The organism is Halosolutus sp. YCN4 (assembly GCF_059736495.1).
In genome coordinates this window covers 730200-753639 of the sequence record NZ_JCASSM010000001.1, presented here as the reverse complement: position 1 = coordinate 753639, position 23440 = coordinate 730200, and the positions used below count along the sequence as shown (strand labels likewise).

The window sequence follows — 23440 nt, the reverse complement described above, 5'->3', positions numbered from 1 at the left end:
AACGAAACGAAATACCGGAACCGCCTTGACTGATCGAGCAACGGCGAACCGTTTGCGAAATGCGGAACAAACGGGGGTCAACTGGTCGTGACCCGTCACTCGGGGTCCGGAATCAGTTCGCGGACGTACGGAATTTCGGTGCCGAGCGCGTCCTCGAGGAACTCGACGATGACGATGTCACCGTGTTCGAGAGCCCCGGACCCCGCCGCGACGAGGAGCGTGAGCAGGCTCGTACTCACGAGAAAGAGACCGACTCCGGTGAGCGTGGCCGGAAGGAGGCCGTCGAGCACGAAGCCCATCGGGAGGACGAGCACGGGGAGTAATCCGAGCAGTCGAAGCGAAGTTCGGTTGTACGGACGGATATCGAACTTCCGAGCCAGGAACAGGTACACGAAGAGATTCATCGCGACGAACGAACCTGCCGACGCGATCGCCGCTCCGACGAATCCGTAGCGAGGGATGAGCGCCACGTTGGCGACGACGTTGATCCCCAGTGCGGAAACGTTCGTGATGAGGATGAATTTCGTATACCCCAGCGCCGAGAGCGTCTCCCGGTTTCGGCCGACCGCGGCATTGGTGAAAAAGCCGATCGACAGTATCGCGAGGGCGATGCCGCCGCGTGCGTACTGCTGGCCGAAGACGAGTGCGATTACGTCGGACGGCATCACGACGAACGTCACGAACAGCGGAAACGTCAACACGCACACCCACTTGGTCGTCATCTGGTACACCCGGTTCATCGACTCCCGCTCGCCGTCGCCGTCGAGACGAGAGGCGACGGGGAGATACATGTATCCGAACGTGCCGAGGATCACGACGAGCGAGTTCGCCAGCGGAAACGCGGCGTTGTAGACTCCGACCTCGCTCGAGGCCCGGAAGTATCCCAGCATGAGCGTATCGGTCTTCGTCAGGAGCGTCGCGGCGACCGTCGAGACGATCAGCGGCACCGAAAAGGCCGTCATCTCCCGAACGTGAAACCGCGACGGACCCGTGAGAGAGACCAATCGTCGCAGGAGGGCGTAGGTGACGAGCGTCGTAACGACGGCGGCGATCAGGTAACTGTACCCGGTCGCGTGGACGCCGACGCCGAGAGAGAGGAAGATGCCGAGGAGCAGGAGACGGACGCCCGGATAGGTGACGTTCTGCGTCAGGATCTTGTACGAGGTGTTTTCGTACCCGCGAATCGCCGCGATTCCGAGTTGAAACGTAATGACGAGCGGAATCGTGACGACGAACAGCGTGAGCAACAACTGTGACTCGATGCTCTCGAACAGGGTCGCGACGATCACGTCTCCGGCGAGGACGAGGACGGCACAGAGCGTGAGCGCGATCGGCAGCGTCACGACGAGACCGGTGAGCAACGCGCCCCGTTCGTCGGCCCGGTCGTCGAAGCGGGCCATGTACCGCGGTATTCCCTGGCTGAATCCGGCCATCGCGAACGTCGACGAGAGGGTCAGAATCGCCAGGGCGATGCTGAACTCGCCGTACGCGTCGGCCGACAACGAGCGGCCGATGAGGACCCGCTCCGCCAGCCGTGCGAAGTTCTCCAGGAGGGCCCCGACGAACACGAGGCCCGCACTCAGGAGGACTTTCGCGAGGTCGTCCGTCTCGTCTGTCATCAGAGGTAGCCGAGGTCGCTCAGTCGCTCTCGTACGTCGTCCTGATCCTGTTCGTACACGCCACGGTCCCCGACGGCGGTGTCGTACGCGGCCCGCGAATACGAAGCGGTGACGAGCGACGACGGTACGTTCCCGGTCATCCGCTCGGGAACCGGTTGCTCGAGAAGCGCCATCGCAAGCGGTGCGACGTCGGTCAGCGAGAGGCGATCGACGTCAGCGGCCGCGTCGACGTCCGGTCCGGCGGCGACGAAGACGCCGGTTCGCTTGTGGTCGAAAGACGTAATCGGGTGGAACTGCACCCCGTGTAGTTTCGGCCAGATCACGTGATTCATCCCGGTCGTCCTGAAGAGGATGTCGCAGGCCCCGGTCGTCCGAGGGCCGTCGTAGACCTCCTCGCGCCGTTTGACGAGTTCGAACGCCGGTTTCCCGTCGGGCGTCCGCAGGTTCGAGAGCCGATCGACGAGGTCGGTCCGGACGGACTCGTACTCGCCCGGATCGACGACGCCGGACGGATCGCGGCCGCGGACGTTGAGGCGAATCCCCTGTTCGGACTGGCTCCGACAGTAGGCGGCCGACGTCTCCCAGTCGACGCCGCGTTCGACGCCGTGGGTGACCCAGTCCGGAGCGGCCCGGACGAGGGGTTCGGCGATACCGAGGCGATCGGCAACGCCGTGAACCCTCGACGGCGACAGTCCGACCTTCGAGGAGAACGCGAGCAGCTGGTCGAACATCTCGTCGGGGACCGAACCGTCCGTCGACTCGTCTTCAGCTACGGGTTTGAAGCCGCCGGTACCGGTAGGATTGCGACAGGACTCGAGATACCCCCAGTCCTCGAGGAGTTGGTTGACGTGGATCTGGTAGCCGTCGACCGGACCCATGCCGTGATCGGAACAGACGATAACGTTCGTATCGTCGTCGCACGCGTCCAGAACCCGTCCGAGCGCCCGATCGGCGGCCGCGTACACGCGCTCGAAGTCCGCCGTCCGGCTGGAATTGTGAAACACGGCGTCGGTCTTCTGGAACTGGACGATCGCCAGTTGCCAGTCCCTCGACGCGAGCAGGTGCTCTGCGGCCGCGCCGCGGTGGTCGACGAGATCGACGTAGCCGTCGATTTTCACGTCGGTATCGGCGGCCGTCTCGTACTCGGAGTAGATCCGGTACGGTTCACCGATCGCGTCGGCGATCTCGTCGCGGATTCCCTCGGGGTAGCCGGGTGCGTCCTCCGGCGCGAGATAGCCGGGGACGAGAGCGCCCTCGATCGGTTCGGCGGGATGGGTCACCGGGAGATTCATCACGACCGACGGGATCGAGCGATCGGTGAGATAGTCCCAGATCGCCGGCGCCTCGACGTCCGCTTTCGTGACCGCCGCGGCCGAATCCGGATAACAGCCCTCGTAGTCGAAGAAGTCGAACACGCCGTGGTGGTCCGGCGTGACCCCGGTGTACATCGACGGCCACGCGCTCCCGGTCCAGTGTGGAAACGTCGACGTCAGATCGGCCGAGACGCCGCGCTCCTGCAGTTCCGGGAGGACGTCCAGTCGGTCCGAAAAGCGGGACACGTAGCGCCAGTCCATCCCGTCGAAGCCGACGATAACCGTTTTGGCGTCCGAGCGGGCCGCCGAACTCATCGTACCACTCCGGGGACGTCACGGATCCCAGCGGGCCGGGCGAGACAATACCCCGGGCGACGATCGACATCCCGGACGGCGTCGACGGTCGTTTCACGTAGCCGATATCTCGGACCGTCACACCATCGGGCCGGCGACGACGCCGGGCGCGAAACAGAACTACGAGACGCGAGGGAGACGCCGCCGTCGTCAGTGGCCGTGACGGTCTCGGACTGGCCTTCACCGGTCGCTACCGTCGTGGTATCGTCGCCTGAATCGTACCGATTCATCTACTCATCACTCGCAGACGGAGCATCCATTGTTATAATCTATCTACCGACTGTTCGCCGCGAATACCGACGTGTACTCGAAAACTACCGCCCCGCACGGCCGGTGCGCAGCGAGCGTCGATGGGTCCTGCAATCGCCCGCGCGGAAATCGATCTGGAACCGTCGAGCGCCACGGCACCGGCCCAAACGGTCGCGACGACAGGGCAAGAGATCCGGGCCCGCCTCACGCTGATCGGAATCGCAGCCCGATCGCCCGGATTCCGTCGCACTCCGTCGGGTGCCCGAAAGCAACTTGCTCCGCGGCCTGCGGGCGGTTCCGTTCTCCGAAGCGGCCCGATCGCGCAAGCGACGAATAACAATGGCCGGATCGGCAGTACCACCGGACAGTCGAACGGAGAGATCGTTCTTATATCATGACCGAAGATACAGCAGAGAGAGCGTTCGTACTGGGAATCGACGGCGTTCCGTGGAATCTCCTTCGCAAGTGGGGAGAAACGGGGGAGTTGCCGAACGTCGGGAAACTGCTCGAGGAAGGGGCGTCGGGACCCCTCACGAGCACGAGCCCGCCGACCACACCGCTCGCCTGGCCGTCGATCGCGACCGGAACGTGGCCCGACAAACACGGCATCTACGGCTTCCACGCGCTAGAGGGAGATTACACCCATCGGTGGTACGACGGGACCGATCGCCGTCGGCCGGCACTCTGGGACATCGTATCGCCCGCCGTCGCCGGCAACGTCCCGATGACGTATCCGGCGGACGAGATCGACGGGGCGATGGTCTCCGGAATGTTCACGCCCGAGATCGGCGAGGGGTTCACCCATCCGCCGGAGCTGAGCGACGAGATCGAACGCGAGATTCCGGAGTACCGAATCGCCCTCGACTGGAGCGAGTACGCCGACGACGAGGATCGGTTCGTCGACGACCTGGAGAACCTCGTGTCGGCGCGGCGGGCGCTGATGAACAAACTCGCCGAAGAGCGCGACTGGGAACTGTTCTTCTTCGTCTACACCGCCCCCGATCGGCTCCAGCACCTCATCTGGGACGAAGACGTCATCCTCGAGCACTACCGACACTTGGACGAGATCATCGGGGAGGCGATGGCGTACGCGACCGAGGCGGACGCGACGCTGTACGTCGTCTCCGATCACGGGTTCGGTCCCATCTCGACGTTCGTCAACCTCAACTCGCTGCTCTCGGCGGAGGGATTCCTCACTCGCAAGGACAACGACGGCGCGCGCCGTTCCCTGAAGCGACTCGGCGTGACGAAAGCGACGGTCCTCGACTCGCTCGATCGCGTCGGGATCACGCCTACCGCGCTCGTCACCCACCTCCCGGACACGATCGTCGACAGAGTCGCCGAACAGATCCCGGGAGACCACTGGCTGTACGACGTCGACTTCGACGACACCGTCGCGTTCGCCCACGATCCGAGTCAGATCTACATCAACGACACTGAGCGATTCGAGCACGGGATCGTCCCACCGAGCGACGTCGAGACGGTCAAACACGAGGTCGCGACCGCGCTGTCCGAAGTGACCGATCCCGACACGGGCAACCGCGTGCTCGACGTTCGCGACGGGGACGACTTGTTCCAGACCGATCCCGACGCGCCCGACCTGATCGCGGTCGGACGCGGGGAGTACGAGGAGAAGACGAACGTGACTGACGACCCGTTCGAACCGGCCGGAAACAAAGCAGCGAGTCACCGTCCCGAGGGGGTTTTCCTCGCGTGGGGACCATCCGTCGACGCCGGCGTCAGGGTCGATGACGCGTCCGTCGTCGACGTCGCACCGACGGTCCTTCACGGGGCCGGACGACCGATTCCGGAAGCGGCCGACGGTCGAATCCTCGAGGAGATATTCGATCGGGATTCGATCGGCACCGTCAGAACCCGACGGTACGTCGAGCGGACGACGGACGAGGCGAACGATTCCGTCTCCGAGGAGAGAGACGACGTCGAGGATCGGCTTCGGGGGCTCGGATACCTGGAGTGAGGGACGGCTGTTCCGCGCACGGGCGATCTCGCGCAATCTTATTTTCTACGCGCATGAGTATCGGGCGTCCGACTGGGTTACCGGTTCGCGGTTCGAGTCCTGCGGTCCGGCCGGAAACGAGCGATCACTCGCCCTCTCCGCGAACGTGGTACAGCTCGAATTCGCCGTTCGTCTGCACGCGGTTAACGCCGGACTGGGACGGGATCGAATCGAGTTGTGCTTCCGTGTAGCGCAACTCCTGAAACGCGCGGATTTCCCGTTCGCGATCCGTCTGGGTTACCGTGAGATATCTGTCGTCGGCGGACTGTTCCGTCAGGCCCTCGTCGATCTCTTCGCCGGTAACCCCCTCGTAGTGTCTCGTCCGCTCCAGGTCGCCGTTCGAGGCGTCCGCGTAGCGGTTCGGCCCGGCCCGAATGCCGGCGAACGTAATCTCCGGATCCTGGTTCTCGAACGCCGTCTCGTGGCCTGACATCGACATTTCGGTGACGTGGGGCGACGCGCTGTAGATGTACGGTGAGGGGAACACGGCGATCAGCGAGAAAAGGATCAATAGCCCGAACGCGGCGACCGCGACCCCGTGGACGATTCCGGTGGGAAGTCGGCGCGAGAGTCCGGCAATGGCGGCTGAGGCGGCGACGGCGCCGACGATCGTGATGAGCAGCAACATCAGTCCGAGCACCCTGAAGTACATCGTCCCGTAGGAACCGAGATAGTACAGCGCGAAAATCACGCTCAGCCCGGACAGGCTGGCGATGAAGTAGGGAAGGAGTCCGTCGGTCCCGCGGGTCATCGTTCCGTCGCGCTCGAGGATCGTCCACAGCACCACGAGGCCGAGCAGCGCGATGAAAACCAGACTCGGGGCGAAGAGTTTCAGGAACAGTTCGGGGACGCTCGCGCCGAGTTCGCTGAGGGAGGCGCTCTGAGAGTCCACTGATTCGCCGGCCGACCCGTCGGCGAGGAAGTACGCGGCGGCGCTCGACGCGGCGTGCTCGATCACGCCCGTGAAGAACCCGTGGTTCGACGTCCAGACGAGAAACGCGGCGCTGAGGACGACCATTTGGCCGACGATCGAGCGGTGGTTCGCGATCGGATGGTTCGATCTGAACCGACGGTAGAGTCTTTGTAACGCGTACACGCTACACAGGGCGGCGAGCAGGTGCGCCGCGAGTTGCGGATGGTACACGACCAGAGCGATCAGCGCGATCGAAAGGCCGAGCCCCGTCGCGGATCGACGTCGAAGCGAGTCGGTGGGACTGACGTACCGCAGAAAGAGGTAGAAGACGACCGACGAGAAGAGGATCGCCTGCGACATCGCGTGTGGCACCATAAACGTGCTGAGCGTCGTGATCGGCAAGAACAGCAGCGCCGAGAACGTGCCGACGGCGGTGCTATAACGACCGTCGAACACGACATCAGTCGAAAGCGCCACGAAGAGCACGAACAGGCAGGCGAGAAGTACGATGACCAGCGTCGCTGCACGGGTGAGGGGGACGTCGAGGGTCGCGGAGAGAAAGACCGCGAGCGTGTGCAACGCCGGATATTCGAGCGCAAATGGGGGAAACGTTCCCGCCTCGATGCCACGCATCCAGCCGAGGTGCGTGAGCGCGTCGCCGGCACCGTAAAAGCGGTATCCGCGGAGCGACGGCAGCCCGACGAATACCGCCGCAGCCGCCCCGCCCAGGAGGAGTGCTGCACGGCGATTCCCGGGTGTCGTCGACCCGAGCGAGACGATCGCGGCGACGACGACTGTACACGCGAACAACGTCCAGAACACGATGGGCGTCTCCGTATACGGGGACAGTTCGTACCCGCTTGCCGGCGCCGTATGGGCCGCGAGCACGGCGGCGGAGAGCGCGAGAAACCCGACGACGAGAAGTGCACGCTTCCCTAGCGACGGACCAGATCCCGCATGTGACATTATCGGTCTATCCGTCGGGTTCGTCCTTGTTATGCAGGCTATGATAGGCTGTAGTAGCCATTTATACTCAGTAGAACGGTACACCGTGCTCGCCGGAGTCGCTTTGCCGTCGATCGCAGAGCGCGGAAGGACGGATGCAGCGGACTTCGAAGCGTCGATCGCGCCGGACGAACCGCGGCGAACCGGCGAGAACGGCGATCTGACACAACGTGATCGACCGAGTATATTTGATATATTCGGCACAGTATTGCAAAGCAAATTACAAAATGCGCCGATAGTAGCGCAAAGACACCCCCTACAGAGGGCGGTATCGACGTAGAACGGTAGTGAAAACGAACCGGTACACCGGACAGTCACACGCGTTGATCTTCGCTAATTCACACGTACAACTGACGATGAGGAGATAACAAAGACTGATAGTCGAAAACCGTCTCGTGAACCCCCTCTCAGCATGAATGTTCTCAATTTGACGTCCAAAGAGAGTTCACCACCGTTTGCACTCCAGGTGGAGGCTCTCGAGGACCGGGGTATCGAGTGTACGACCCTTTCCGTACCGGGAACGGTTACGGCGAACACGAGTCGCTCGATCCTCGACTACCTCCGATTTCACCCGACCGTGCTGAAAGAGTCGTTCGGATCATACGATCTCGTTCACGCGAACTACGGACTGACGGCGCCCTTTGCACTGGCGCAGCCGAACCTCCCGGTCGTCCTGTCGCTCTGGGGTACCGACCTGGACGGCGAACTCGGCTGGCTCAGCAGGCTGTGTTCGAACTACTGTGACGCCACGATCGTCATGTCCGAGGCGATGAAACGCGACCTGGAACAGGAGTGCTACGTCATTCCGCACGGGGTCGATTTCGAGCTGTTCGAACCCATGCCGCGGTCGACGGCGATCGATCGCCTCGGATGGGACCCGGACGCGAAACACGTACTCTTTCCATACAAACCCGAACGCGAGGTGAAGAACTATCCGCGAGCGGAACGGGTCGTGGACGCGGTTCGAACGGACGTTCCCGAACCGATACATCTCCAGACCGCCCGCGACGTACCACACTCGCGGATGCCCCTGTACATGAATGCCGCGGATTGTCTCCTGTTAACCTCGGACCGCGAAGGATCGCCGAACGTGGTCAAGGAGGCGATGGCGTGTAACCTCCCGATCGTGTCGCTCGACGTGGGCGACGTCCGCGAACGACTCGCGGGAGTGACGCCGTCGAAAGTGTGTCACACCGACGACGAACTCCGCCTCGCGCTCGCGTCCATTCTCGAACGAGGGGACCGATCGAACGGGCGGGAGCAGGCGAACGGAATCAGCAAGGAGCGGATGGCGGAACGGATCCACGGCGTCTACCGCGACGTCATCGAGGACCGCAGTCGGAACCGCGGCGGCCCGCCTGCGAAACCCCGACGAGAGCCCCACCCGGGGCAGTAGCCCGGATCGGGGAACGGGGGTCGGACGGCGATCGAACGAGGAAAAGAGCGACGCGTCCCCATCGAGGCGATATCGAACCCGATCGAACGACGAAACTCGGCACCGACACTCGAGACGGACCCTCGATCGGAGCGCGATCGACGCGTCCCGACGGTGATCGGTGCTCGGCGCGTGAAACCAGATACGACGATCGCAAACCGCGTGTTCGGGTCGATCGCAGACCGCGAGTGGAGCGGTGGAACGACCGCCCCTTCCACCGGCGGACGAGCGGAAAAGAGGGAAACGATTGTGGACGTCCGGGTAAGCGAGGGGCAGCGAATCTAACGGGAACGCGCTACAGCCGATAGCGAGCGACGAGTGCGGCCAGAAGCGCCGCTAGCGCCGCTGCGGTGACGCCGAAGCCGGGCAGTGATTCGCCCTCGTCGACGGTCACATCCTTCGATTGCTCGCCCGCCGCGACGGTGTAGGTTCCCGATTCGTTGAACTCGGTCGTCGACGTTACGGACGTCGACTCGCCGGGTTCGAGCGTCACGTCCTTCCTGTCAACAGTTTCGTCGTCGACCGTGAACTCGACGGTCGTGGTCACCGTCGACTCGCCGTCGTTCTCCGCGACCGCTTCGATGTCGACGGGCTCATCCGTCGACACCGAGTCGTCCACGTTGAGTTCGGTGACGCCGAACGAATCGCAACCGCCGGACTGAATCGTGATCGGCTCGTTCATATCCAGCGAGGTCCGCTCGCGATCGTTGGGTGGGCCGGAAATAACCTCCCAGTCCGTGATCTCGCCGTCGTAGATGTCGAGGTCGGCTTCGTCGTTAAACGCCGGGTAGAGTTCGATCGCGAAGTCGTCCTCGAGTCCCCCGTTGAAGACGGCGCCGTCGGATCGGCCTTCGGACCAGGCCCAGGAGATGCGACTCGAATCGTTGCGGTGGTCGAACTCGTCGTCGGCGCCGTCGTAACTGTCGTCTTCGACGACCCACTCGCCGTCTTCCGGCAGGTCACCGATCTGGAACGTCGCCGCACCGCCGGAGGTGTTGCCGTTGGTTCGATCGTGGACGAACGCGAGACTGAGGCCGTCGCTGCTCTCGTGGAGGAAGAGGATACTCGTATCGTCCTCCTGGAGATTCATCGTTCCGTGCGAACTATACGTTGACGAATTCGGTTCGGTATCCGGAGTCCGATAGTCGTAGAACTCTTCCGAGGACTGATGCCCGAATCCGAGCGGTTCGATGTTGATACACTTGTCCCCCTGAATCACCGAGTACTTGTCCGAGTCTTCCTGCGCCTGGGCCGTACCGACCATGGCGACGGCAACCGTCGAACCGATGACGACGGCCGTCACGATGGCGATCGTTGCGATCACCGAGCGCAGCCGATTGGGACTTCGATCTTTCTGAGACTGGTTCATCTCACCTCGGACGACACCGTTTCTTCCAATTGTTATGACATCGTTTGCTCCGCTGAACGTTCCGGTTTCGAAACGCGGAACGATACGGTGCCGAGAGCATCGGCGATCGATTCGCGAAACCCGCCGTTTCCCGCGGACGATCGGACTGAACGGGCGAAACACGACGCCGCTGTACCCCGTAGGACGCGCGTAGCGCATGCCGTAATGAGCGCCATCACCCGTCGAACAGCCGACGGCGCCCCGCGACGTCCGTGGTTCGAAGCGCGGCGGACACCGGCCACGAGTCGGCCGCTCGCGATGGGCAACGGAGTCGGAACGGAGTCAAACCACGCCGTCGAGTCCGGATCAGGTCCGTCGAGCACGCATGCCGATCGCGAGCAGCGATATCGCCGCCGACACGACGACCGCAGTTCCGCCGATCCCGCTCACGTCGCTTCCGTCTTCCTCCGTGACCGTCACGTCGGTCGTACCGTCCGATTCCGGCGGTGTCCGTTGTCGGGCCGTCGAGCGTGACGGTTGCCGACTCGATCGCCGCCCACCGCGACCGGGACTGCGAACGTCCCCACGCCGTACCCGTCACGAGGGGTTCGACGGGAGTGCAGTCGTCGCCCCGGACGAACGAGTAGGCGGCCGATTCGTCGGCGGCCTCCTGTGCGCTGGCGACAGTCGTGGCTCCACCTGGCTCGGCCAGTAGTCCGCCGATCGGTACAATGTCGTCATTCCTCACCGTCATCATCGTCCGCATCTCCGTCCTCGTCTTCGTCTCCGTCACCGTCGTCCTCGTCTTCGTCTCCGTCACCGTCGTCCTCGTCTTCGTCTCCGTCACCGTCGTCCTCGTCTTCGTCTCCGTCACCGTCGTCCTCGTCTTCGTCGTCGGTGTCCGCATCTTCGTCCTCGTCTTCGTCTCCGTCACCGTCGTCCGGTTCCGTCTCGTCTTCGTCGCCGCCATCGTCAGTTTCGTCGTCCGTCTCCCCTTCGTCACCACCGCCACCTTCGTCACCGCCCGTGCTCTCGTCCGCATCGACGCCGGCCGATTCGGTCACCTCGGTCCAGATGTGCGTGTATCGATAGGCGTTCTCCTGGGTCGGCGTATCGGGAACCTCGTCCTGGTAGAGGAGGACCGAAATCCGGACCGGTCCGTCCGCAGTGGTGGGCGTGATATCGCGCTCGCCGTACGCGGTGCTGCCGTCGTTGACTACGTAATCGATCCGGCGTAACTCCGTTCGCTCGACGACCTCTCCATCCTCGACGCGCTGTTCCTGAACGACGACCGTGTAATTCAGATCCCGCTGTTCCTGGTTCTCGACCCCGATGACGAGCGGGATCGAGTCTCCCGGCTGGATCTCCTCCGGGTACCCCGACGCGACGAGTTCACCCGACTCGTTCTCGGTGAGCAACTGCAGACTGGTGTACTGTTCACCCTGCTGTGGCGAGACGAGCGCGTATCCGACCGACGTGAGCGCAAGCAGCATACTGAGCGCGAGCGCGACGTTGACGGCCGTCTGGATCGTCGAATTCGTCCCGAAGATCGCCGTACGCAGGGCCTCGAGTCGACGACCGAATCGTACTTCGTATCGAGCGTCCCGGGGAACCAGGAGCCGCCGAGCGGTCGCGACTGCGATGCCGATCAGCGCGAAGCAGCTGACCGTTCCGACGACGACGGTTTGGGTAAATCCCCACGGCGTAGCCGCGATCACCAGTCCGAGCAGCGGTAACAGGGCAAAACTCAGGCCGAACGAGAGCGCTGCGCGCTCGACATCGCTGATCGATCGGGTTTGCGTGACGAGCAGCGACGTGTCGGTTACAGTTGCGCGCGCGGGCGACTCCCGCGGAAACAACGTCGAAACGGTGACGTACCCCGGGACGAGGAACAACAGCGGAAATCCGATCGCCGCGCGGACGAGCAGTGATGAGACGTCCACGACGGCCAGCAGGACGGTCGCGACGAGAACGAATGCACCCGTGAGAAACAGGTCGACCGGTGCGCCGGCGAGATACGATCTGCCTCGTCGTTGGAGCACCGCGAACGGTTTCGTCAGTACGTCTTTCATAGGCGGTATCAATTATCGACTGCTCAACAGTGGCGCCCATTGTTAGTTGTCGGATACTGCCGTTCGAAACGGGCGGACTCCGCCGTTGCAGGAGTAGAACGGCGGGAGAGAAACGGCAACCGACGCCGTTCGATCGCTTCGGCAGGGCGACGGCACAGACGCCACAGATCTCACGAAACTCTCGAGAACGGGCAATTTTCGGGACGTCCTCCATACCGGTTCGGGCTGTCGTAACGCGAGCCTAGACGTTTTCCTCGGCCGCGAGTCGGCCGGTGCCGATCGGAACCGATCATCGCGGATGACGGAAATAGATTACTTACAAAGTACGTGTGAAGCGATGGCCCGACCGTGACCCCACGAGCGAGACGATCGGACCGACCGGATCGCGAACGGCTGGTCGGTGTCGAGACGAGACGAACGGGAACAGGATTATGAACGGACGCACACTCCTCGCGGTGATCACCGCGATCGCACTGCTCGGTAGCGGCGCGGCCGCGCCGATACACCAGGCCGGGATCGAAACCGCCGCGGCGTCGGCGCCCTCCCCCGCCCAGCAGAGCGATTCGTACGTCGTCGAACAGGGCGGCGAGTGCCAGCGAATCGAACCGATACGATCGGGTGAATCAGTCGAAGAGTTCTACGATTACCGGAATCACGAGACGCATCCAGCGGACGTCGAACGACAGTATAGCTCGCACGGGACGACGCACCTCCAGGAGGACGATACGAGCATCCTCTTCCTCCACGAGGGCACGAACGGAACGAGCCTGGTGATGGTTCACGATCGGCTGGGCGGCGAGACGAGTGGCGGCGTTGCGACGTTCGACGTCGTCGGACTCCCGAGCGACGCCGAGTGGGTCGTCCAGGACGACCTCTACGACAGTGAAACGAACATGGCAGAGTGGTACCGCGGCGAACGGTACGCGGGCGCGTCCTGGATCTGGTCCGAGGCTCGCACCGACGGCGGGGCGATCCGGGGCGGCCTCGACGGCGAGTTCGCCGTGACGATCCACCCGGCGTTCAACGAGGAGGCGGAACACTACGACAACGAGGACCTGTACGATCCCGACTTCTTCGAGGACGGCGAACTCACGGACTGGGAGGTCCTCTCCGGGAGCGCCGAGGACCCCGATCGGGAATCCCTGTCGATGGACGAACCCGTTACGATCCGGTCCGGAACCTGTGACGACCCGTCCGTTACCTACGAACAGACTGACGACGGGATCTCGGCGACGATCACGGGCGCGGACCCGGACGATCGCGTGGCAGTGACGCCGACGACGGGATCGAACGACGCGATCGAATTCGAGGAGGTCGAGTTGAGTAACGTCGACTCCGACGGCTCGATTTCGTTCGCGAACGGTCGAACGGGCGCCCCGTCGACGTTGCCGGGCGGGAACGAGACGTTCACCGATCTGTCGATCACGACTGAGGCAGGTATCAGCGACGCCGAAGCAACCGTTTCGTTTACCGTCAATAAATCGTATCTGGAAGACCGGGAGCTAGCGCCGGAGGAAGTGGCGCTCTACGTCGAGGACGGAGAGGCGTGGACCGAATCGCCGACGACGCTTCATGATGAATCCGACGACGCGTATCGGTTCACCGCGAACGTCTCGTCGCTTTCGTCCGTAACCGTCGCACCGGCGCAGGAAGACGACGAGACGCCCTCGTCGCCGTCGTCCCTCTACGGGATCGGGATCGGCCTGACCGTTGGCACGCTTCTCTGTGCCGGATTGCTGATCACGGCGAAACGGCGGCGCGGCTGACGGCGTATCGACGGCGGTCGGGTTCGACCGGACTCTCCGGCGGCCCTGGACACCGCCCCGCTCCGATCGATCGGCTAGCAGGGTCGGCGTTCGGCGTCGACGAATCCGGAGCGTCTCTATCGATCCCACGTTCGAGAGGTCCTGTCGGATCGATCGAGGACCTCTTCGGAGTTGCCTCGAACCGGTTGCGAGGCGTTCAGCACCGACTAAGATCGACGTCCGTCTCGAACGGACGGTCACAGGCACGGTAACGAGCGTATAATAATATATACAATTTTCGAGATGGCAATAGATGCAGTCTCACAGTATTTCGGATCTGGTCGCGAATCAGGTGCTGAGTGCGGCCTCCTCACAGCGCCAGTTGGAGGGTGCGGACGTGAGACGGACCGGCGGCCCGGCCGACTCGGAGACGGAACCGCGCCCGCTGGATCGATACGGTTCCGTTCTCGACGCGACGCTCGAGTACGCCCGAGAGCGGGACTACGCCGGCCCGGATTACGGCGACGGGATGAGCAGCAAACTCCTCCGGGGAGTTCCGATCGAGAACCGGTGGCTCAACCTCGCGGTTCAGGAGGTCGTCAAACGGGCGCCGATAAACGTGCGGCCGCTCCTCCGCGTCGAACACCGCCGCAATTACAAGGGCGTCGCGCTGTTTTCGATGGCGAATCTGAACTACCACGTCCTCTCGACGTCGGGTCGGCTACCGACACCCGATTTCGATCCGTTCGCGGAGGCGGAACGGCTCGTCGGGTGGCTCCTGGACGAACGGTGCACCGGGTACAACGGGTTCTGCGGGGGTCACCGGCACGAGATCCAGCACATGCACTGCAAGGGCGTTCCGAACGACGCGGACATCGTCTCCACGACCTACGCGGTCAAGGCGCTGTTGCGCGCCGCGCGCGCCGACGGCGGCGACGATCGGTACGCCGCGGTCGCGCGATCGGCGACGGCGTTCCTGATCGAGGACCTGAACTACCGGGAGGTACCGGAGGGTGCGAAGATCGATTACCACATGAATCATCCCGAGGACTCCTACACGCTCAACGCGGCCGCTCTCGGCGCGCAGATGCTCGTCGATCTCTACGAGTACTTCGGAGACGATGGCCTCCGTGAGCACGCGACGAAGATACTGGACCACGTCGCCGCACAGCAGACCGACCTCGGCGGCTGGCCGTACCGGATCCCCGCGGACGCCTCGCACCTGTCGATGGACAACCATCACAACGGGTTCATCATCGAGTCGTTCCAGCGATACCGGGACGTCGTCGACGACCAGCGGTACGAGGAGACGCTCTCCACGGCCCTCGAGTTCTACCGTCAGGAACTGTTCGAATCGGACGGAGCGCCGAACTTCGACGAACGGAACGCCTATCCGCGAGACATCCACGCGAGCACGCAGGGACTGCTCGTGTTCACGCGAGAGGGCGATCTCGAGTTCGCAGAGCAGATCCTCCAGTGGGTCCTCGAGAACCTGCAGGTCCGCGAGGGACAGTTCTACTACCGCAAGTACCGCTATCACACCAAACGCGTGACGCTGATGCGGTGGTGTCAGGCGTGGATGTCGTACGCGCTGTCGGAGTACCTGCTTGCCTGCCGGGCCGACGAACGACTCCCCGTTCAGCGGTCGCGAACTGAAGCCACCGAGCGAGCGACGAAATAACCGCGCTCGTCGAACCGGGTGACCGAACGAAGTAGAGACGTATTCGATCGGATCGAAGACGGTCTGCCAACCGATATCGCGGGTAGAATGTGTCTAACAAAGGACTGTCTCGGGAACACACAGGTAGCTATGCCCGACCGACCGAACGTTCTGTTTCTCGTGCTCGATTCGATGCGCAAGGATCGCGTCTCGGCGTACGCCAACGATCGACCCACGACACCCGTACTGTCACGCTTCAGTGACCGCGCGACGACCTACGAGAACGCGATCACGTCGACGCCGTGGACGTTACCGTCACATACGTCGATGTTTACGGGACAGTTCCCGTCCGAACACCGCGTGACGAACGGCTTTTCCGATCGAATGAATCGTCTTCCCGACGAAACGACGACGCTCGCCGAACACCTGTCCGACGAGGGGTACCGAACCGGTGGGTTCTCGAACAATCCCTGGGTTGGATCCCTGTCGGGGTTGAATCGGGGTTTCGACGAGTACGTCGAGTGGGATCTCGAGATTTCCCGATCGAGGGAAGACTCGATGCACTCGGTGCGCGACCGGGCGCTCTCCGCCGGTCACACGGTACTCGGAAAAGCGGCGCGCCAACCCGCGTTCGTCCTAAAACGTCGATTCTTCACCGATAATCTCGTGACTCGAGCCAGGCGCTGGTTGAAGCGGACAGCCCGGTCGTCCGCCCCGACGTTCACCTTCATGAACCTCATGGAAGCACACAGTCCGTACTTCCCGCCGAAGCGCTCGTTCCGCCAGCTCGGACTGGAGCCCCCGAGTTCGATCGAACCGCGCATCCTCAATACGAAACTGCTCGCGTACGTCATGGGCAAACGGGATCTCGCTCCAGACGAACGGCGGCGGGTGATGGAATACTACGACGCGAGTTTGCGGTACCAGGACGAGAAAGTCGGCGAACTGTTCGCGATGCTCCGGGAGAACGGGACGTTCGACGACACGCTGGTGATCGTCTGTTCCGACCACGGGAAGACACTCGGCGACTACGATCGGAACGGAAACCCACCACACTACGTTCGTGACATCAATCTGAACGTCCCACTGTTCGTCAAGCGTCCGGGCCAGTCGGGCGGGGAATCCGTCGACGACATGTTCGAGTTGCCCAGCCTCTTCGATGTCGTCCGAGACGGCGGCTACGATCCAGGTCGGTACACCCGTGACGTTGCGATCGTCGAGGACTTCGTGCCACACGCCGGCCGCAATGCGCCGGCCGACATCACCCGGTGGCGGATCGCCGCCGACGCCGATTACAAGTACGTCCGAAACGACGCGAGCGAGGAGTTCCTGTTCGATCGCTCGACGGACGAAGTGCTCCCCGGTCCGGACGAGGCCATTCTGGACCAGTGTCGTGAGACGCTCTCCGAGCGAGTGCGAGCCTTCGGTGAGAGCGACCCCGTCGAGTCCAGGACTCGCGAGATCGATTCCGACGTTCAGGCACAGCTCAAAGATCTCGGTTACATGTAGCGTCACGGGACGGAGAGTCGAAACGGCAGTTTCGATCCGATCGGTGAGAGGAGAGCCCCCGCTATTGTCCAGGTGTCTGAAACGAGACGAGAATCGAGTCTATTACGCCAGCCGAGCACCCGTGACACGCGAACGCGACGATTCGAGGGTGTCGAAAAACGCCGGCGTGTACAGGACGAGCGCCCCGTCGTCCCGCGCGGTATTGTACGGGTTCGTGACGACACCACGGGTCGGATCGGCCGTGAGAAAGACGTACGCGTTCGCAATCGGCGCAACGTCACGCGGATTCCATCGATCCACGGGAACCGACCGCTTCCCGTAGGATGCGAGTTCGTGCCAGGTCGTAAAATCAGTCGCGGACGAGGCGGCGAGAACCCGCGCTCGGCCGGAACGAGCCCGCTGATCCGCCGGACCGGTACTGTCCGTTCCAGCCTCCCTCGCAGTCGTAACGACGATCCAGGTCCGCGAATCGATCGATACCGTCGTCGCGTAGTAGATCGAATTGTGCCCCTCGTAGAGAACCTCCGGTGACGGATCGTCGTCGAATTCATCTCGGTCGACCCTCACGATCGGATTCGTCTCCCGATAGACGCTGTCCACTCCCCAGACGATCGCATCGCGAGTAAACGCGAGTTCGACGGCCCGCCACAGCTGGCTCCCGCTCCCGACGGGTTCGAACTCGTCGTCTCGAAGCCGGCCGATCCGACACTCCGCACCGGAGTCCCCGGTCGTTATCCACAGGTCGCCGGTGTACGGATCCGTCTGAATCGAGTGTACGTGGCGGATCCCCTCGAGTTCGGCCACTGTCGACCACGTTTCGCCGCGATCGGTCGAACGGAGAATTCGCGGCGTGTCCGACGAAGCGAGCGGATACTCGCCGAGATAGATCACGTCGTCGTGAACGCAGAGCCCACTCGGGAGCACACCCATCGTGCTCGAAGAGTCGGGAAGCGTTCGACTGACGTCCCAGGTCGCGCCGCCGTCTCGCGAAACGAACACGTACCTGTCTGCAGTCGCGAGCAGGTCGGTTTCGGAAATCGGCCAGACGTTGACCGACGGAAACCGTCCGACGACCCGGCTGAGGGCGGACTTCAGTCCGCGGGTCGTTTTGACGTGGTAGGGGAGACTGTCCCGGCCCGTCGGAGGGACAGGTAGTTCTCCGATCGGTGTGAACGGCTCCGGTCCGGACGAAGATTCGCGAAGGACGGTTCGACAGCGCGATCCGTACAGGGTTCCGTCGTAAAAGCCGTGGAGGCGCATCCGATTCAGACACCCCAGGGGAACACGCGGCCGATCGACGCATCCGGGTGCGAGTCGGCCGATACTCTGAGCGATCGGTCCGTGTCGCGTACGCCCTCGGTCATGAGTATGTCGCGATTCGTGTATTTCGATATTGGTTATATGCCCGTTTCCGGCTAGGAGAGCGACGGAAGCGAACAGAGAGCGCGACGACGAGAGCCTCGCGTACTGCAACGAACGCCGGTCAGTAGTTATCAAATTCATAACTATACGTGATCGTCCGGTGACCCGATACGAGTTCATGAAGGCAATCGTCCTCGCCGGCGGCTACGCGACTCGGCTGTGGCCGATCACGAAGCAGCGGCCGAAGATGGTATTACCCATCGGCGATACGACCGTGATCGATCGCATTTTCTCCGAACTCGAGGCCGACGAGCGGATCTCCGACGTGTTCGTCAGTACGAACCGGCGTTTTGCCGGTCACTTCGACGAATACCTCTCCGAAAGCCGGTTCGAGAAGCCCACGCTGACGGTCGAAGCGACGGCCGCCGAGAGCCAGAAACTCGGCGTCATCGGTGCGCTGGCCCAACTCGTCGATCGAGAGGGGATCGACGAAGACACCGTGGTGATCGCAGGGGATAACCTGCTCAGTTTCGACGTCGGCGAGTTCGTCGATTTCTTTCAGCGAACCGACGCACCCTGCATCGCGGCCTACGACGTGGAAACCGCCGACCGGGCGACGTCCTACGGCGTCGTCGAACTCGAGGACGATCGCGTGACCAACTTCCAGGAGAAACCGCGAAATCCGAACAGCACCCTCGTCTCGATCGCCTGTTACGGCTTTCCGACAGCAACGCTCGATCGGTTGGAGACGTATCTCGAGGAGGGGAACAATCCAGACGAGCCCGGCTGGTTTGTCAAATGGCTTCAGGATCGAGCGGACGTTTTCGCGTTCACTTTCGACGAAGCCTGGTTCGACATCGGGACACCCGAGAGCTACCTGGACGCGCTCGCGTGGTATCTCGACGGTCGAACCCACGTTGCGGAAACCGCGACGGTGGATCGATCGTCGGTAGGTGAGAACGTCCAGATCATGGCCGACGCCGAAGTGATCGATACGCACCTCGAGCACTCGATCGTCTTCCCGAACGCGACGGTTCGCGACTGTGAGATCCGATCGTCGATCGTCGACCGGGAGACGACTCTTACCGAATTGAGCCTACAGGACGCACTCATCGGAGCCCATACCCGAATTATCAACGGCGAGTGACGAGCAATCACGGCTGCCTACCGGAGGGACGCGGGTCCGCCTCGTTCCCGAACCATGGACGATTCCTGATACGCGAGTCCGAAAGTCGATTTGCGAATCAGCTATCGAATGGAATGCATGCGGCTGTCGTCACCCGCCTCAGAAAATCGCCTCCGATGCGTTCGTCCCTTCAGTCGGGACATAACAAATTCCGCGTACGCTCGACGTCAACAGGATGGCGACAGATCAGACGCGCGTATTGATCGTTGGAACGTACGGCGGCGGGGGAATCCACCAGTACGTGGAGGAACAACACCGTCGCCTCCGTGATCGGCTCTCGGTCGAGAGCCACGACATGGCGATGCCGCCGGCGGGAAGCGGCGTTCTGTGGTTCCTGAACGCCGTCGTGATGGGGCTGTGGGCCGCACTCACGTTCCCATTTCGGTCTCGGCCGGATATCGTCCACGTTCACACGTCGTACCGGTACTCGTTCTACCGCTCCTCGGTGTACGTTCTCTTCACCAAGTTCGTCTGGCGACGCCCGGTCGTGTTACACGTCCACGGGTCTTCGTTCGACGAGTTCGTCGAGACCGACTCGCGACTCGTCGCCTGGTACCAGTCGTTCGTGCTCGATTCGAGCGATCGGATCGTCGTCCTCTCTGAGTACTGGAAAGACGTCGTCTCGGAACGGACCGACCGAAGTCGGATCGTCGTCCTCCCGAACGCCGTCGAACCGGGCCACTACGATCCGACGTTCGAACACGACATGCCGCACGTCGTCTTCGTCTCCAATATGATCGCTCGAAAAGGGGTCGAGGAACTCGTCGAAGCGGTCGACGAACTGCAGCGATCGAGCGACGTCGAGTTCCGGGCGAGTTTCGCCGGCAAGGGGCCGCTATCCGACACGGTCAGCGATCTCGCCGACAAACACGAGAACGTAACCTATCACGGCTACGTGTCGGAGGAGAAGAAACGATCGTTACTGAACGAGGGCTCGATATACGTTCTGCCGACCTACGCCGAAGGACTCCCGATCGCGATGCTCGAAGGGATGGCCGGGGGGAACGCGATCGTCTCGACGGCCGTCGGGAGCATTCCGGAAGTGATCGGGGACGAAAACGGCGTGCTCGTCGAGTCGGGGGACGTAGACGACCTGCACAGTGGACTTCGGTCCCTCCTCGAGTCACCAATACGAGTGCAACAGATGAGTCGCCAGAATCGCTCCGAGATCCTCGAACGGTACTCCTGGGAAGATATCACCACCCAATTGCTCGAACTGTACCGCGAGCAGGCCCCAGACGTAACCCACCGAGGCGGGATCGCCGCCACAGACGCGGGGTAATGATCGACGCAGGGAGCGATCGAACTCACCTTCTGTAACAGACGTGTAGGTGACAATCAGAAACGGGTCGGTCACGCGAGCGCCTGACCGACTCGAGTCCCGTTTCCGGCACTACCTGGAGACAGCGAATCGCCTCGGGGTCAGGCCACAGGACATTCTCATAGACCGCTTGTAAAGACCATGGTCGGACGATCGGTATCCGCCACCAGTCGTGTTAGTACGAACAGCGACGTTCCGGACCAGTCGGACAGCGGACGTGCGATCTGATCGTCCCGATTTGCTACGATATCGGTGCCGGACACGCGGCCGTACGTACCGCTACTCTGTTCCGGGACCCGAACCTCACCCGTCTCTCGGATCGACGTTCGTGGTTTCGCTCGTCGAACGGACGGAGTACGGTAGCTGGACAGTAGCACAATCCTGATTGACAGCTGATCCTGATAGTCACGATCATATAAAGAGTGGATTTGGACATACACAATCCCTTGAGAATCAGGTTCGCTTGATCGAATATGGTGGAACGACCCGCAGATGGCAGCGAGTACACACCGACTACGCCCGACGCGGAGGCGGATAGCGACTCCCTTCTGGGCCGACGATCGTATCTGAAATTGACAGGCGCTGCGACGGCGGCAATCGCGAGCACTGCAGCGATTGGATCAGCGAGCGCGAGCGAAGAGTACGACGTGATCGAACTCGACGCGAACGAAGCGGTAACCTACGATCTCGACGACGGCGAAACGTTCGAGAACAAACTCATCGATCAAACCGCGGCCGGCGCGACGTTCGCGATTCGCGCCCGGGACGTCGACGACTTCACCGTCCGTAATATCGGTTTCTACGGCATCGGCGATCGATCGAACGATTCGGCCGCCAACCAGCACATGCTGTTGAGTGGAAACGGAACGGTCGAAAACGTCTACATCAGTAACCTCCCCACGCCAGACGACGAACAGTCGTCCAACACGCCGATGGGTGGAATATACATTCGCCCGTCACACTCCGGGCATATCGATATTCGTCACACGTACATCGAAGGGATGGGCAACAACGCCTCGTACGCAGACCGTCCCGGTCGACAGGGTGGCGGTGGAACGGTCGCATACAAAAATTGTTATCACTGCAACAACACGGTGTCCCAGTTCCGCATCGGGACGTCGGGCTCGATCGTCCGAAATTCCGTGGGAATCGTCGACGACCCGGATCTCGAGCGCGGGAGTTACATCTCCGGGAGTTCGCGCACGGCACGCGGAGTCTGGGCGTGGCACAACAATAACCTTCGCGTTGAGAACTCCTGTTTCTACGTCTCCCCGTCCGATCCGGAAGGAGGTAACACGTTCCACGCGCGGATGCACGACGAATCGAGCGGGAGCCGCTGCGTCCTGAACGTCACTGACTGTTACGTCAATTCTGACGCACCCAACCTCGTCGCAGAAGGCCCGGGGAGCGCCGAAGTCAACATTACGAACCTGACCGAGTCACCCACTGCATCGGTTCTCTCGGAGGGCGGTGTACCGACATCGGCGGAGATGGCCGCGTCAGGCGGACGGGAGTACGTCGATCCGTTCGACGAGGACCTGAAGAACGCCACCTCTGACGAGACCGAAGACGACGGCGAGGATGGAGACGATTCAGAATCGGCATCGACGCTACGGATCGATGGCGAAGGGAGTTCGGAGCGGTCCGATTATCGACTCCTGTTCGACGGCGAGGTAGCAAAGCGGGACGACCTGAGCGAGTGGGGAAACAACGCGACCGTCGGTGAGCAGTCGATCGAAGGATTCGTCCGTGGTGGCATCGACGGATTCGAATTCACCGGCGAGTTACTCGATGTTGAAATCGAAGACGGACCGACCATCTACGTCGACGGCGAGGCGATCGACCCGGACGACTACAGCACGCAGGACGACCAGACAGACGGCGAACCGGTCTTCGACATCTCAATTGTGAAGACAAACGCCCCCCTCCCCGCAGGTGAGGACCTAAACGTGCGCGTAGAAGTCACAAACACTGGGAAAGGCGGTGGAACCGACGACGTCTCCCTGAAGGTGAGTGGGTACACGGTCGATAGCGATACGGTCTCTCTCGATCCGGGACAGTCGACGACGGTTACCCTCACTACCGAGACCCTCACGGTGTATCGAGACATCGAATTCCAAGTGTCCGCGGCGACCGACGACGACTCGGATCGAGAAACGATCACCTTACTTGGGGCCTAACGGCCGGGGTCCCGACCGGCCTACGGTAGCGCAGCGAACGGCCGGGTATTCGGCCGAGGGAACCTCCGTCACCGATCAGTACGGTTTACCGGTCATTTCTTCCAGCCGAACGGTACCTTCGAATCGGAACCGATCTACGGCCAGTGTTTCGA

Annotated in this window: 14 protein-coding genes; 8 read left to right on the top strand and 6 right to left on the bottom strand. The window is 62.4% G+C overall.

Features of this window, described 5'->3' with window-relative positions; genetic code table 11:
• Window positions 1–95: 95 nt before the first annotated feature.
• Both AC6I6X_RS03700 and AC6I6X_RS03695 read right to left on the bottom strand, forming a co-directional pair.
• Complete coding sequence (locus AC6I6X_RS03700) at window positions 96–1619, bottom strand: flippase (protein WP_497929149.1); 1524 nt, start codon at window positions 1617–1619, stop codon at window positions 96–98.
• Entirely contained in the window at window positions 1619–3247 is a 1629-nt protein-coding gene (locus AC6I6X_RS03695; RefSeq protein ID WP_497929148.1) for an alkaline phosphatase family protein, read from the bottom strand. The genes AC6I6X_RS03700 and AC6I6X_RS03695 overlap by 1 nt, the downstream gene beginning before the upstream one ends.
• Before the next feature lie 682 nt (window positions 3248–3929).
• On the opposite strand from AC6I6X_RS03695, the gene AC6I6X_RS03690 reads away from it, so the two are divergent.
• Entirely contained in the window at window positions 3930–5513 is a 1584-nt protein-coding gene (locus AC6I6X_RS03690; RefSeq protein WP_497929147.1) for an alkaline phosphatase family protein, read from the top strand.
• Window positions 5514–5637: 124 nt separating this feature from the next.
• On the opposite strand, the gene AC6I6X_RS03685 is transcribed toward AC6I6X_RS03690, so the two are convergent.
• Window positions 5638–7431 carry a hypothetical protein gene (locus AC6I6X_RS03685; RefSeq protein ID WP_497929146.1) on the bottom strand — a complete coding sequence of 598 codons (1794 nt, stop codon included), beginning with the start codon at window positions 7429–7431 and terminating at the stop codon, window positions 5638–5640.
• Between the two features lie 451 nt (window positions 7432–7882).
• On the opposite strand from AC6I6X_RS03685, the gene AC6I6X_RS03680 reads away from it, so the two are divergent.
• Window positions 7883–8866, top strand: coding sequence for a glycosyltransferase family 4 protein (locus AC6I6X_RS03680; RefSeq protein WP_497929145.1), 984 nt, complete (start codon window positions 7883–7885; stop codon window positions 8864–8866).
• Window positions 8867–9200: 334 nt separating this feature from the next.
• On the opposite strand, the gene AC6I6X_RS03675 is transcribed toward AC6I6X_RS03680, so the two are convergent.
• Both AC6I6X_RS03675 and AC6I6X_RS03670 read right to left on the bottom strand, forming a co-directional pair.
• Window positions 9201–10274 (bottom strand): CARDB domain-containing protein, encoded by a 1074-nt coding sequence (locus tag AC6I6X_RS03675; RefSeq protein ID WP_497929144.1) that lies wholly within the window; start codon window positions 10272–10274, stop codon window positions 9201–9203.
• Window positions 10275–10990: 716 nt separating this feature from the next.
• Window positions 10991–12325, bottom strand: coding sequence for a DUF1616 domain-containing protein (locus tag AC6I6X_RS03670; RefSeq protein WP_497929143.1), 1335 nt, complete (start codon window positions 12323–12325; stop codon window positions 10991–10993).
• Between the two features lie 431 nt (window positions 12326–12756).
• Here AC6I6X_RS03670 and AC6I6X_RS03665 point away from each other — a divergent pair, with 431 nt between their 5' ends.
• From AC6I6X_RS03665 to AC6I6X_RS03655, 3 genes are all read left to right on the top strand, one after another.
• Complete coding sequence (locus tag AC6I6X_RS03665; protein WP_497929142.1) at window positions 12757–14091, top strand: PGF-pre-PGF domain-containing protein; 1335 nt, start codon at window positions 12757–12759, stop codon at window positions 14089–14091.
• Between the two features lie 292 nt (window positions 14092–14383).
• The gene (locus AC6I6X_RS03660; protein ID WP_497929141.1) at window positions 14384–15751 is read left to right on the top strand and encodes a prenyltransferase/squalene oxidase repeat-containing protein; all 1368 of its coding nucleotides are present in this window, start codon (window positions 14384–14386) and stop codon (window positions 15749–15751) included.
• Window positions 15752–15880: 129 nt separating this feature from the next.
• Window positions 15881–17239: a sulfatase gene (locus AC6I6X_RS03655; protein ID WP_497929140.1), complete on the top strand. Its 1359-nt coding sequence runs from the start codon at window positions 15881–15883 to the stop codon at window positions 17237–17239.
• 102 nt (window positions 17240–17341) lie between these two features.
• Here the strand turns inward: AC6I6X_RS03655 and AC6I6X_RS03650 are convergent, their stop codons facing one another.
• On the bottom strand, window positions 17342–18238 hold the full coding sequence (locus AC6I6X_RS03650; protein WP_497929139.1) for a WD40/YVTN/BNR-like repeat-containing protein: 897 nt from the start codon (window positions 18236–18238) through the stop codon (window positions 17342–17344).
• Between the two features lie 541 nt (window positions 18239–18779).
• Between AC6I6X_RS03650 and AC6I6X_RS03645 the strand changes: the two genes are divergently transcribed.
• From AC6I6X_RS03645 to AC6I6X_RS03635, 3 genes are all read left to right on the top strand, one after another.
• Window positions 18780–19748 (top strand): nucleotidyltransferase family protein, encoded by a 969-nt coding sequence (locus tag AC6I6X_RS03645; RefSeq protein WP_497929643.1) that lies wholly within the window; start codon window positions 18780–18782, stop codon window positions 19746–19748.
• Between the two features lie 214 nt (window positions 19749–19962).
• Window positions 19963–21069: a glycosyltransferase family 4 protein gene (locus AC6I6X_RS03640; protein ID WP_497929138.1), complete on the top strand. Its 1107-nt coding sequence runs from the start codon at window positions 19963–19965 to the stop codon at window positions 21067–21069.
• Window positions 21070–21581: 512 nt separating this feature from the next.
• Complete coding sequence (locus tag AC6I6X_RS03635) at window positions 21582–23288, top strand: hypothetical protein (RefSeq protein WP_497929137.1); 1707 nt, start codon at window positions 21582–21584, stop codon at window positions 23286–23288.
• The last annotated feature ends 152 nt before the right edge of the window (window positions 23289–23440 follow it).